A 12,891-nucleotide genomic window follows, 5' to 3' on the forward strand; every position below is an offset into this window, starting at 1 on the left:
CCGCGCCCCCCGCGCGCGCGCGCCCCCCCCCCGGGGGGCCCCCCCCCCCGCGGCCCCCCCCCCCCCCCCGCGGGGGGGGCGGGGGGGGCCCCCCCCCCCCCCGGGCGGTGGAGTCAGTTCTTGGGGACCTTGACGACGACGGTGCCGCACACCTTGTCGGCGAAGGTCTGCTTCTTCTCGTCCCACAGCGGCCACAGCCAGCCGAGGTAGCAGGCGACGGAGTCCAGGAAGTGCGCGAGCCTGCGGACGAAGGCCATGCCGAAGCCCAGGACGCTCCCGTCGACCTCGCGGCGCAGACTGATCCCCAGGGCCTTCTTGCCGATCGTCTGACCGGTCGAGCCTTCCTTGTACAGCTGGAAGATGCTCATGCCGATCGTGTACAGGATGCCGATCGTGAAGAAGATGCCGGGGCCGGCGGTCGCCGGGTCGTCGCTCATGGCGAGGTCGATGAGGCCGAGGGCGTACATCGGGCCCACGGTGATCAGGCCGTCGAGCAGGAGCGCGCCGACGCGCAGGCCCCAGTGCGCCAGCGGCGGCATTCCGGCGCCGGGCATCCCGGCGGGCATGCCCGGCATCCCGGCGGGCGGGTACGCGCCGTACGGCTGCTGCGGGGGCATGCCCACCGGGGGCTGCTGCGGGTAGCCGTACTGCGGGGGAACGCCCTGCGGCGCCTGCTGCGGGTAGCTGGGCTGGCCCTGCGGGGGCTGCTGGCTGTAGGGGTTGTTCGGGTCGCCGAAGCTCATGGCGAAGTCTCTCCAGGGGTGTAACGGGGACGAGCGGCACGCGTGGAGGGACGTCATGACATGAGCGGGTTTGCCCCCCTACGCAATCCGCGAACTTGCGGGGCCATCGTGATAGTAAGATCGGCCACTTGTCCAATCCGCGACCCCATGACCCGATGGGGTGCCGCCACTTGGCCACCGGCCGTGATGCGCGGTCATGCGTGCGCACGCGCGGGGACGCGGGGGACCGGGATCGAGGGCGGCACGGCCCGCGAGGGCGAAGCCCCCGGAACGGCATGGAGTCCCGGACCACGACAACGGGTCCGGGACTCCGGGGCCACTTCGCTGACCGCCACCTACAACGACCGGAAGCCACCGGAGTCACCGCCGCGCGCCGACCTCGTGGCGTCCCGCGCCCCGAAGGCGGCCGTCACCCGCCGGGGTCTGGCCCCCGGCGCGGGCCGCGGGGATCATGAGGAGGCGTCGGGGCGAAGGGGCTCCGGCGCGCCACCGAGCCCAGGGGGTCCATGTGCCGTCCGTCGAGTCGAGCTACGCGTCAGGGGCGTGCGAAGTGCCGTTGTCGGGCGACACGATCGGGGAGAACCTCGACCGCACCGTCCGCAGGTTCCCCGGCCGGGACGCCCTCGTCGAGGCGGAGACCGGACGGCGGTGGACGTACGCGCAGTTCGCCGCCGACGTCGACGCCCTCGCCCTCGGACTGCTGGACCTGGGCATCGTCAAGGGGGACCGGGTCGGGATCTGGGTTCCCAACCGCGCCGAGTGGACGCTCGTGCAGTACGCCACCGCCAAGATCGGGGCGATCCTCGTCACCGTGAACCCGGCCTACCGCTCCCACGAGCTGGAATACGTCCTGTGCCAGTCCGGGGTCCGGCTGCTGGTGGCGGCGGACCGGTTCAAGACCTCCGACTACGCGGCCATGGTCGAGGAGGTCCGGCCGCGCTGCGCGGCCCTGGAGTTCGTGGCCCTGCTGGACGGGCCGCTCTGGAACTCCCTGCTGGAGCGGGGCCGCCACGGAGACCGGGCCGACCTCGCCCGTGCCCAGGCCGCACTGAGCCCGGACGACCCCGTCAACATCCAGTACACCTCGGGGACCACCGGCTTTCCCAAGGGTGCGACGCTCTCCCACCACAACATCCTGAACAACGCCTTCTTCGTGGGCGAGACGTGCGGGTACACCGAGCTCGACCGGGTCTGCATCCCGGTCCCCTTCTACCACTGCTTCGGCATGGTCATGGGAAACCTCGCCTGCACCAGTCACGGCGCGGCCATGGTCATCCCCGCGCCCGCCTTCGAACCGGGAGCCACCCTGGCAGCCGTGGAAGCGGAGTCCTGCACCTCGCTCTACGGCGTCCCCACGATGTTCATCGCCCAGCTGGCCCATCCGGACTTCGCGTCCTACGACCTCTCGAGCCTGCGCACGGGCATCATGGCCGGCTCGCCCTGCCCGGTCGAGGTGATGAAGGAGGTCATCGACCGGATGGGCATGCGCGAGGTGTCCATCTGCTACGGGATGACGGAGACCTCGCCCGTCTCGACCCAGACGCGGGTGGACGACTCGGTCGAGCGCCGGGTCTCCACGGTGGGCCGCGTCGGACCGCACCTGGAGGTCAAGGTCGTCGATCCGGCCTCCGGCAGGACCGTCCCGCGCGGCGAACCGGGTGAACTGTGCACCCGGGGCTACTCGGTCATGCTCGGCTACTGGGACCAGCCCGAGCGGACCGCCGAGGCCGTCGACGCGGCGCGCTGGATGCACACGGGCGATCTCGCCGTCATGGACGGCGACGGCTACCTGAGCATCACCGGCCGGATCAAGGACATGGTGATCCGGGGCGGCGAGAACCTGTACCCGCGCGAGATCGAGGAGTTCCTGCACGGGCACCCGGACGTCATGGACGTCCAGGTGATCGGTGTGCCCGACCCGAAGTACGGGGAGGAGCTCATGGCGTGGGTACGGATGCGCGAGGGCGCGGAGCCGTTGACCGGGCCGGCCGTCCGGGCCTACTGCGAGGGCCGGCTGGCCCACTTCAAGATCCCGCGCTACGTCCACGTCGTGGAGGAGTTCCCGATGACGGTGACGGGCAAGATCCGCAAGATCGAGATGCGGGAGATGGCGGTCCGGCTGCTGGACCCGCCCACGAGCCCGTAGGACGGCCCCGGGCCACCAGGCCCCCGGGCCTGCGCCCCGCGTGCCGGTGGCTGTGCCGCGTCCGTCCGGCCGCGCCCCCGCCGGTCCGGCCTGTGCCCCGCCCGTCCGGCTTGCACCCCGCCCGTCCGGCCTGCGCCCCGGATCCGGGTCCGCCCCTGCCGGTGTCCGCCCCTGTCCGGGGTGGGGGCGGGGGCGCGCCGCGGGCCCGCGCGCCCCGCGCGGGGCGCCGCCGGCGCCGCGGCCCCCCCGCCCGCCGCCCGCCCCCCGCTCGCGCGGCGCCCCCCGCCGCCCGGCGCCCCGCCCCCGGGCGCGGGGGGCGCGCCGGGGCGGGCCCCCCCCCCCGGGCCCGCGCCCCCCCCACCGAGGGGGCCGTGCCGCCGCTCAGTGCGCCGCCTTGGCGCCCTTGCCCGCGACGGTGTTGCCCGTGACCGCGCCGTCGCCGGCCAGGGTCACCGCGTGCCGGACCCCGTCGGAGCCGAGGACCACGACCCGCCAGGCGCTCCCGCCGCCCTCCTGGGCGATCACGCGCAGCCCTTCGGCCTTGCCGCCGGGTACGGCCGCCTCCGCCTTCTCCAGGGCCTGAGCCGCCGGCAGCGCGGGGAGCGGCACGGGTGCGCCGTCCGCCCGGTCGACGACCTTGCCCTCCTCGCGTCCCGGCCTCCCGGGCTTCTCCATGCCCGGCCGGCCGCCCTTGTCGGACCGCGGCCCGGGCCGGCCGGGGACCGGAGCCGCCTCCGGGCCGCCGGCCCGGCTCTCGAGGTCGAACCGGTCCCAGGCCCGCTCCGCACGGGTGCGCCGCACGTGGTCGTGGTCCGCCACCGCCACCGCCGCGGCCCCCGCGGTGCCGGCCGCCGCGACGACGACCAGCCCGAGGGCCACCCAGCGGGCCCGGCCTTCACGGGTGAACCGTACGATCCGGGAACCGCGCCCCGGGGCCTTGCCGGTCGCGTCCGCAGCGGCGCCCTCGCCGCCCTCGCCCGGACCCGCCGGATAGGCGGGCGGCTGGGGACTGGACTGAGTCATCTGGATGCTCCTCGCGTTCTCCGGGCGACGCGCCCGGTTATCGGCCGATCGTGCGAGCACGAGCCTGAAGCTCCGCTGAAGCCCGCTGAAGAACCCTTCAGCAAGCCGGCGGCCCGACCTGCGAACCTTGCCTCATGCGCGTACTGGTGGTCGAGGACGAGCGGCGACTGGCCGCGGCACTGCAACGCGGTCTTCGGGCCGAGGGCTTCACGGTGGACACGGCGCACGACGGCCCGCAAGGCCTGTGGATGGCCGGAGAACACGACTACGACGCCATCGTGCTCGACATCATGCTCCCCGGACTCAACGGCTACCGGGTCTGCGCCCGGCTGCGCGCGGCGGGCTGCGAGTCAGGCATCCTCATGCTCACCGCGAAGGACGGCGAGTACGACGAGGCCGAGGCCCTCGACACCGGAGCGGACGACTTCCTCTCCAAGCCCTTCTCCTACGTCGTCCTCGTGGCCCGCCTGCGCGCCCTGATCCGGCGCACCGGCCGGCGCAGCCCGCAGGTCATGGAGTTCGGCGACCTCCTCATCGACCCGGCGCGCCGGGTCTGCACCCGCGGCGGCGTCGAAGCCCGGCTGACCTCGCGCGAGTTCGCCGTCCTGGTGCACCTCGCCCGCCGCGCCGGAGAAGTCGTGCCCAAGCGGGACATCCTCGACAACGTCTGGGACGCCGCCTACGAGGGGGACCTCAACGTCGTCGAGGTCCACGTCAGCGCCCTGCGCCGGAAGATAGACGCTCCGTTCGGCCGGGCCGCCGTGGAGACCGTCCGGGGCGCGGGCTACCGGCTGGCGGCCGACGGTGGCTGAATCCCGCGAGCTCCGTACCGATGCCGACCGACCGTCCCCGCGCCCCGCTCTCGCCCGGCTGCGCGAAGCCGCGTACCGGCTGCGGCCCAGATCCGTCCGCGCCCAGGCCACCCTCGGCGCGTCCGCCGTGGTGGCGCTGGCCCTCGGCGCGGCCTCCGTCGCGCTGCTCGGAGCGCTGGAGACCAACCTGACGCGCACCGCCCAGGCCGACGCCGAACAGCAGGCCGTCACGATCGCCGCCCTGGCAGCCGCGGGCCGGCTGGACTCCGTACCGCCCCCGGCCCGCGGAACGGACTTCGTCCAGGTGGTGGACGCGCAGGGCCGGGTCCTCGCGGCCAGCCCCAACCTCGCGGGGCGCCCGGCCCTCGCCCCGGCGCCTCCCCGCATCCCCGGTACCGTCCGGGACACCTGGAAGGGCGTCCGGGTCCGCGCGGCCCACCGGCAGCGGGTCGTCCAGGTCACCACCGTCACCGCGAACGGTCTGGTCACCGTCTACGCCGGGACCTCGCTCCGGGACGCCGACACCGCCGACGAGACCATCATGGCGGTGCTGTTCGTCGCGGTCCCGCTGCTCGTCCTGGTCGTGGCCGTGATCACCTGGCGGGTCACGGGCTGGGCGCTGCGCCCCGTCGAGGCGATCCGGGCCGAGGTCGCCGAGATCGGCGACCGCGAACTGCACCGCCGGGTGCCCGTACCGCGCACCCGTGACGAAGTGGCCCGCCTCGCCGTCACGATGAACGAGACCCTGGACCGGCTGGAGGCATCCGGGATCCGCCAGCGCCGCTTCATCGCGGACGCCTCCCACGAGTTGCGCAGCCCCATCACGGTGCTGCGCACCCAGCTGGAGGTCGCTCAGGCCCACCCGGATCCCGCGCTGTGGGGCGAACTGGTCAGCGGGGCGCTGGAGGACACCGTACGGCTCCAGGACCTCGCGGCCGACCTGCTCCTGCTGGCCCGCCTCGACACCTCGGAGCCGCCGCCCGCCGCCGACGTCGACCTCACGGAGGTGGCCCGGGACGCCGCCCGCGCGCGCGGGGGCGACCGGGTCCCGGTCCGTACCGACATCGCCCCGGGGATCGCGGTGCGCGGCAGCACCCTCTGGCTGTCCCGGCTGGTGACGAACCTGCTGGACAACGGACAACGGCACGCCGAACAGGGGGTCGTACTCGCGCTGCGCGCCGACCGGGTGCGGGGCGAAGCCGTACTGGAGGTCACCGACGACGGCGCGGGCATCGCCCCCGCCGACCGCGAACGGGTCTTCGAGCGGTTCACCCGGCTCGACGACGCCCGCGCCCGCGACGAGGGAGGCACGGGGCTGGGCCTGGCCATCGCCCGCGACATCGCCCTGCGGCTGGGCGGCACCCTCCGCGTCGGCGACTCCCCGCGGGGGGCCCGCCTGGTGGCCCGGCTCCCGCTGGCCCGCTGAGGAACGGTCCGCGGGACCGGGGCGCCGGAAGACCGCGGCGCGGGAAGACCGGGCGGCAGCCAGGGGCCGGCGGACCGGTACCGGCGGACCGGGATCAGCAGACGGGCCGGCGGCCCCCGTCCCGGGCGGCCTCCTCGGCGGCCGCCACCGGCGCCGGCACTCCGGGCACCGGCTCGGCGGGCACCAGCAGCTTCCCCTCCCGGCCGCCGGCGAAGGCGGCGCCCTTGACGGTGACCCGCCCCGTGGAGACGGCCTCCAGGACGCCGAGGGCGGCGACGTACGCGGGGAAGCTCTCCACGTCCCGCCGGTGGCGGGCCGGCTCCCGGTACCCGCCGAAGGCGGGATAGCCGTCCTGCCCGGTGAGCGTGTACGAGGTGGTCACCACCCGGTACGCGGCCTCCGGACGCAGCGCGGCGCCGTCGATGAACACGTTGCCCGGCGCGACCCGGTCCCCGGCCGGCCGGGTCGCGTCGAAGGAGTACCGGACGTTGCCGGACACCGCGAGCGGCGCGTACGTCAGCACGCCGGCGCCGTCCTGCGCCCATTGCTGCTCCAGCGCGTCGTGGAGCTGCTGCCCGCTCACCTCGGCGCTGACCAGCGGGCATCCGTAGCCGACGGCCCGCCAGGCCCGTTCGAAGGAGACCGGGTCGTCCAGGGCGGGGCCGGCGGGCAGGTCCGTGTTGAGGACGCTCCGGCCGACGCGCGGGGCGAGCGCGATGAGCGCCAGATCCGCGCCGGACCGTTCCGGCCGGGGGCTGGTGTCGAAGGAGTCCGGCGGCTGGGCGGCGGCCCACAGCGCCCAGTCGGCGACGAGGTTGCCCATGGTGCTCTCCCCGGCGGGGGACAGCCGGCGGTGGAAGGAGGCGCGCTGGCGCCCGATGGCCGCCGCCGCGTGCCGTGCGGCGTATCCGGTCCAGTGGTCGACGACCTCCCGGAGCGCGGGATCGGGTTCGACGTCACGGGTGTTGGGATGGTTGACGGAGGTGGTGAGCGCGCGGACGACCGCACCGGTGTCGGGGTCGAGGCGCAGGGTGATCTCGCCGATGATCTGCCCGTGGCAGCCGGCCTCGACGAAGGGACGCGGCCGCCCGTCCGGGTCCGGCAGCATCATGTTGAAGGCGTTGTGCCAGTGCCCGGTCACGATCGCGTCGATGTCGGGGGAGGCGCGCAGCGCCAGCTCGTAGGCCGGACCGCTCGGTGCGGCGCCGGAATCGAAATCGCTGCCCGCCACCGCCCCGTCGTGCATGCTGAGCACGATGGCGCGGACCCCGAGCGCCTTGAGCCGGGCGGCGCAGAGGTTGGCGGCGGACAGCTCGTCGAGGGTCGTGAGGCCGGGCTGGTAGGAGTTCGCGAAGGACTCGCTGCCGAGGGCCGTCAGATGGATGAAGCCGATGGGCAGCCGCCGGCCGCCGGGCGCGTCGACCCATTCGACGTGGTACGGGGGGAGCAGGGTCTCCCCGGTCGCCGCGGACACGGCATTGGCGCTGTAGTAGCGGAAGCCGGCGCCGTGGAAGGTGGCGCCGCCCGAGTCCGGGAAGGCGTTGGTCTGCCCCGCGCCCTCGTAGGGGAGCCCCTGCTCCATGTGCCGGGAGAGGAAGCCGGGCGTGCGGTCGAACTCGTGGTTTCCGGCCGTCGCGAAGTCCAGCCCGAGCCGGTTGAGGGCCTCGATCGTCGGCTCGTCGGCGAGGGTGAACGCCGGGAACTCCCAGCCGGAGAAGAGGTCACCCGGCGCGAAGAAGAAGGAGTTGGCCCGCCCCGCCCGGAGCCGGGCCAGATGGGTGGCCATGTACGCGACCCCGCCGACGGTGTACGCACGGCCGCCCGCGCCGGTGATGACGGAGTCCCGGGCCGGGGGAGCGGACAGGTAGCCGTGCAGATCGGTGATGTGCAGCAGTTGCACCTCGACGTAGCCCGCGACGCTCGCCGGATCGCGCCCCGCGCGGGTGGCGGCCGCCGCGGTACCGGTGAGCGTCTTGACCCCGACCGCTCCGGCGGCCGCGACCGCTCCGGCGGACCCGGCCGCCGTGGCGGCGGTGGCCGCCGCAGCCAGGAACCGCCGCCGGCCGAACTCTTCCATCGGTGCCCGCCTTTCGCCTGGTGGAGGCAACTCCGGCCCGCCCCGGGGCAGTCCGCACGCCCGGGTGCCCGGCCGGTGCGCGCCGCACGTCCGTCGGGCGGACGTCCGGGAGACCTCATCCTGTGGAGCGCGCCCGGCGCGATCGCAGGGCGTGCACGACATTTCCCCCGCGCCCCGTCGGTATCCGGCCGTTCTCGCCTCCCGGCGGCTCCCGGAGCGCCGGTCCCGAGTGCCTCGCGCGCCCGTTCCCACGGTCCCGCGACGAAGGCCGGTTCTGGTTACTCCGCCCTCCGCGCTCGGATCTACTCCCTCACTCAGCGGTCCCCCGGAGCGGTGGACCGCCGCTGTCCGACGACGACGTGAAGGAGCTGCACGTGGCTGAGGAGAAGGCATCGAGGGCGCCCGCGAAACCGGCGGCACCAGGCGGGCAGGCGGCCGCCGACCCGCCCGAGTTCACGTTCAGCTGGGGCGGGCACAACGAGGTCATGGAGCACCTCTCGCTCCGCAGGATGGCCTCGCGCCTGCCCGACGCGCTCGCGCAGACCGCGCGGATGGCCTGGCGGATCGACCCCGCTTCCGTGACCTGGCTGCTGGCCGGCCAGATCCTCGCCGGGGCCTGCACGGCGGCCACCCTCGCCGGGGTCGCCGACGCGATGGGCCCGCTCCTCTCGGGCGGCGCCGCCGGGGAGCGCATCGCGGCCGCGGCCTGGCCGCTGGCCGTCGCCGCGGTCGCGGCCGGAGCCGGCACGACGGCCGAGATCGCCGCCGGCAGCGCGGCCCGCCGGCTCACTCCGCGGCTGGCCACGACGGCCGACCTGGACATGGTCGACGCCCACATGGACGTGGAGGTATCCGCCTACGACGAACCCGCGTTCTCCGACCGTTCGGAGGCGGCCGAGATCGGGGCCGCCCGTTCGTCCCTGCTCGTCAAGGACGCGATGGCCTTCACCAACGGCCTGGTCAACCTCCTCGCGGTCGCGGGGGTCCTCGCCGTCGTCCACCCCGTCCTGATGCCGCTGCTCCTGCTCTCCGTCGTGCCGCGGGGCATGGGAGCCGTCATCGCCGCCCGCCTGGACTACGCCCTCCACAACGAGACGATCGCCTCCCGCAACATCCGCGGCATGATGCGCTGGTACCTCACCACCCACAAGCTCGGCGACGAGCTGCGCTGCAACTCCATGCGCCCCTACGCGCACGCCTGGTACGCCACGGTCTGCGCCCGCATCGACGCCAAACTCGTCGGCTCCGCACCCCGCCACCTCAGGGTCTCGCTCCTCGCCGCGGCCCTCGGAGGCCTCTTCCAGCTGGGTACGTGGGCCGCGCTCGCCGCGCTCGTCCTCACCGGCTCGATGGCCCTCGCGGCAGCGGGCACCGCGATCGTCGCCATGCGGACCTCCGCGTCCGCGCTGTCCAGCCTCGTGGTCTACGGGGCCGCCATGTTCCAGCACGCCCTCTACCTCGAGGACTACCGCCTCTTCCTGGACCAGGCCCGCGAACTGGCCGTCACCCGGGGCTCCGTGGAGGCGGAGCCGCCGGAGAAGGTCAGCCTGGAGAACGCCTCGTACACCTACCCGGGCAAGGACACCCCGGCGCTCGGCCCGGTCAGCCTGTCGCTGTCCCGCGGGGAGATCATCGCCGTCGTCGGCGAGAACGGCGCCGGGAAGTCCACCCTCATCCGGCTGCTGACCGGCCTCACGGTCCCGAGCGACGGGGAGGTGTACTGGGACGGGATCCCGACCCGCGCGCACGACCAGCACACGCTGTGGACCCACGTCGGCCTGGTCGCCCAGTCCTTCGCGCACTGGCCCTTCACGGCACGCGAGAACGTCACCCTCGGCCAGCCCGACGAGCGCGGTGACGACGCCGTGGGGGAGGCGCTGGACGCCGTCGGCATGCGCGAGGCCGTCCGGGGCTACCCGCAGGGTCTCGACACGCTCCTGGCCCGCTCACTGTGGGGCGGCCACGAACCCTCCGGCGGCCAGTGGCAGCGGCTGGCCTGCGCGCGCGCCTTCCACCGCAAGCCACGGCTCCTGATCATGGACGAGCCGACGTCGGCGATGGACGCACGGGGCGAGCACCGGATCTTCAGCGGGCTGCAGGCGATGAAGGAGGACCGGATCACCATGATCGTCACGCACCGGATGGAGAACTGCCGCCTGGCCGACCGCATCATCGTCCTGGAGAAGGGCCGCGTCACCGAATCCGGCACATTCGCCGAACTGACCTCTCTGGGCGGCACCTTCGCCGAGCTGTACGGCCTCTCCCAGGACCGCTGAGCGGCGGCCGAAGGCGCCGAGCCGCACGGAGCCGCGGATCCCGCCGCCCGCACGCGGGCGGACGGCTTACGGGATCCGCGACTCCCGCTCGTCAGCTACTCCGGCGCGGGGACCCGCTCCGCGTCAGCTCTTGCCCACGCCGCCGCTCTTCACCAGATCGGTGATGTCCGCGGTGTCGGCGGCCGGCGGAGCGGAGATGTCCTTCGCCACGCCGAACGACAGGAAGTCCACGTTCACGCTCATGGTGCCGAAGGTCTGGTTCAGCCGCGAGGGCATGCCCTTGTCGTCCACCCAGATGTCCGCGACGAGCTCGTCGGAGCCGCTGCCGCCCATCGCGCCGAACGCCGAAGCGGCGTCGCCCAGCTTGGACGAGGGGATCGTGGCGCGGTAGTGCACGGAGTTCTTGCCGTTGACGTCCTCCGTGCCGACCTTGCTGACGTTGCTGGCCCACTTGAGTGACTTCAGCCCGGCCGTCGGGTCGTTGTTGCCCGATTCCATGGCGGCGACGCCCTTGTCGCCCAGCACGGCCGAGGCGTCGAGCTTCAGCCAGGTCTTGCCCTTGTAGGGGCCGTCCGGTGCCGGGTCGATGCCGTAGTAGTACGACCCCTGGACGAGCCGGTACGTGATGGTGCCGTCGGCGACCAGGTCCTCCATCTGGAGGTCCTTCGCCGGCATCTCCGCCTCCATCGCGAGGCCGTTGCCCCACGAGTAGACGCCGTTCATCTGGACCGGCTTGCCGCCGGTGTCGGGCATCGTCACGGTCATCTTGACGTCGGCCGAGCCCGCTTTCGAGGCGTCGTCCGAGGCCTTCGCGAGCGTCGCGACGAGCGTCTCCGCCGAATCGGCGGCCTTCTTGCCCACCGACGTGCCGACCGCGCAGCCGCTCGCGCCGACCGTCACGATCAGCGCTGCCGCGATGCCCGCGGCCGTCCTGCCTGCCTTCATTACCCCACCCCTTGCTCGTGTACCGGAACCGGTGTCCGGTGTCCACCCCTGGACCGTCGGACATCTTCCCACGCTCGCACGTCCTGACGATTTTCCGGGTGTCCTTTTCCTTCCGCCGGCCGCCGCCCCCGTGGCGGTCCCCGGGACGGTGTTCCCCCGGACGCGCCCGGGAAATCCCTTCGGGCCCTCCCGTACGGCCTGGATATGCTTCCGAAATGTTGCGACTGGAGCGGCTCCGGGCCGATCACCGAGACAGCCTGCTCGCCTTCGAGCGGGAGAACAGGGAGTACTTCGCACGCTCCGTACCGGACCGCGGGGACGCCTACTTCGCGGAGTTCGACGCCCGGCACCGGGCCCTGCTCGCCGAACAGGACGCAGGCACCTGCCACTTCCACCTCGTGATCGACGAGGTCGGCGGCGAGGTGGCCGGCCGCGTCAACCTCGTGGACGCCGAGGACGGCGCCGCCGAACTGGGCTACCGCATCGGCGCACGCGCAGCGGGCCGGGGCATGGCGACGGCCGCCGTCGCGGAAGTGTGCCGTCTCGCCGTCCCGGAGTACGGGCTGCGCGCCCTCACGGCGGTCACCACCCTCGACAACGCGGCCTCCGCGGCGGTCCTGGGCCGGAGCGGCTTCGCGGTGGTGGGGGAGCTCACCCTCGACGGCCGCCCGGGGCTGAGCTACCGAAAGCCGCTGCACGCGGGGAGGTGATGACCCGCTCGGCCGAAGGACGCAGCGCGTCACCCCATCGGTGCGCCCGGCGCGCGCGGGAGGCATTGATCACGGAGGGTGTTGATCACCGGCAGCGCGCGCTGCCGGCCGGCCCCCGCACCGAGGAGTCCCCGACCGCATGGTTGTAGCCGCCGTCGCCGCCACCGGCCTCGACTCCTCCTCATCCTGCTCCTTCCTCCTCACCCCGGCCTTCCTGACGGCGCGTTCGGCCCGGGGCCGGGCAGTCGCCCGGAAGGGGAACCGCGCCGGAGCCGGCGCCCTCATAGTGCTCTCCCCGGCGGCCGGCCGGATGCCGGCGCCGGCGCGGACGGGTTCCCGCGGCCCCTCCCCTGAGTACGTGCACACGGTCATCGCGTGCGCGTGCGCGTGCGCGTGCCCGTGGCCGAAGACGAGGCACGGAGCCACGGACGAGGAGGCCTGGACCATGGCCTGTGGCCCCTGCGAACCGGCCGCGGAGATCCCTCCGGAGACTCCGTAGAAGCCGGTCGACGACACGCCGGACGCGGTCGACCGGCTGACGGCGCGGCGCCGGGACCGAGCGGCGGACCTGCGCGGCGGGCTCCCCTTCGGGTGTCGTGATCACCGGGACGAACTCCGGCAGCGCGCCGACGACGCCGGACATCACCGACGGGACGCACCGCCATCGGGATCCACGAGCCCGCCCACCTCCACGAGCCCGCCCACCTCCACCAGGGCGTCCGTCCCGTACGCG

Annotated in this window: 10 protein-coding genes; 6 read left to right on the forward strand and 4 right to left on the reverse strand. The window is 74.1% G+C overall.

The genetic code is table 11. The annotated features are described in order from the left end of the window. Nucleotides 1-113 precede the first annotated feature (113 nt). The gene (locus ACWF9Z_RS16865) at nucleotides 114-743 is read right to left on the reverse strand and encodes an RDD family protein (RefSeq protein ID WP_453602833.1); all 630 of its coding nucleotides are present in this window, start codon (nucleotides 741-743) and stop codon (nucleotides 114-116) included. Between the two features lie 451 nt (nucleotides 744-1,194). Between ACWF9Z_RS16865 and ACWF9Z_RS16870 the strand changes: the two genes are divergently transcribed. Beyond that, the gene (locus ACWF9Z_RS16870; RefSeq protein WP_453602835.1) at nucleotides 1,195-2,889 is read left to right on the forward strand and encodes an AMP-binding protein; all 1,695 of its coding nucleotides are present in this window, start codon (nucleotides 1,195-1,197) and stop codon (nucleotides 2,887-2,889) included. 381 nt (nucleotides 2,890-3,270) lie between these two features. Here ACWF9Z_RS16870 and ACWF9Z_RS16875 read toward each other — a convergent pair whose 3' ends face one another. Then, entirely contained in the window at nucleotides 3,271-3,912 is a 642-nt protein-coding gene (locus ACWF9Z_RS16875) for a hypothetical protein (protein WP_453602836.1), read from the reverse strand. A 134-nt stretch (nucleotides 3,913-4,046) separates the two neighbouring features. On the opposite strand from ACWF9Z_RS16875, the gene ACWF9Z_RS16880 reads away from it, so the two are divergent. Further along, nucleotides 4,047-4,724, forward strand: a complete 678-nt coding sequence (locus tag ACWF9Z_RS16880) for a response regulator transcription factor (RefSeq protein WP_449480308.1) — start codon at nucleotides 4,047-4,049, stop codon at nucleotides 4,722-4,724. Between the two features lie 79 nt (nucleotides 4,725-4,803). Next, complete coding sequence (locus ACWF9Z_RS16885; RefSeq protein WP_453602947.1) at nucleotides 4,804-6,150, forward strand: sensor histidine kinase; 1,347 nt, start codon at nucleotides 4,804-4,806, stop codon at nucleotides 6,148-6,150. A gap of 94 nt (nucleotides 6,151-6,244) precedes the next feature. Here ACWF9Z_RS16885 and ACWF9Z_RS16890 read toward each other — a convergent pair whose 3' ends face one another. Further along, nucleotides 6,245-8,227 (reverse strand): bifunctional metallophosphatase/5'-nucleotidase, encoded by a 1,983-nt coding sequence (locus tag ACWF9Z_RS16890; RefSeq protein ID WP_453602838.1) that lies wholly within the window; start codon nucleotides 8,225-8,227, stop codon nucleotides 6,245-6,247. Nucleotides 8,228-8,601: 374 nt separating this feature from the next. Between ACWF9Z_RS16890 and ACWF9Z_RS16895 the strand changes: the two genes are divergently transcribed. Beyond that, nucleotides 8,602-10,503: an ATP-binding cassette domain-containing protein gene (locus ACWF9Z_RS16895; protein ID WP_453602840.1), complete on the forward strand. Its 1,902-nt coding sequence runs from the start codon at nucleotides 8,602-8,604 to the stop codon at nucleotides 10,501-10,503. A 123-nt stretch (nucleotides 10,504-10,626) separates the two neighbouring features. Here the strand turns inward: ACWF9Z_RS16895 and ACWF9Z_RS16900 are convergent, their stop codons facing one another. Continuing rightward, on the reverse strand, nucleotides 10,627-11,448 hold the full coding sequence (locus ACWF9Z_RS16900) for a hypothetical protein (RefSeq protein WP_453602842.1): 822 nt from the start codon (nucleotides 11,446-11,448) through the stop codon (nucleotides 10,627-10,629). A 215-nt stretch (nucleotides 11,449-11,663) separates the two neighbouring features. Here ACWF9Z_RS16900 and ACWF9Z_RS16905 point away from each other — a divergent pair, with 215 nt between their 5' ends. Further along, a complete protein-coding gene (locus tag ACWF9Z_RS16905; protein ID WP_453602844.1) occupies nucleotides 11,664-12,158 on the forward strand; it encodes a GNAT family N-acetyltransferase in 495 nt (164 codons plus the stop codon). 139 nt (nucleotides 12,159-12,297) lie between these two features. Then, entirely contained in the window at nucleotides 12,298-12,657 is a 360-nt protein-coding gene (locus ACWF9Z_RS16910) for a hypothetical protein (RefSeq protein WP_453602846.1), read from the forward strand. Nucleotides 12,658-12,891: the final 234 nt, after the last annotated feature.

It is taken from the genome of Streptomyces sp. NPDC054961 (assembly GCF_053609145.1).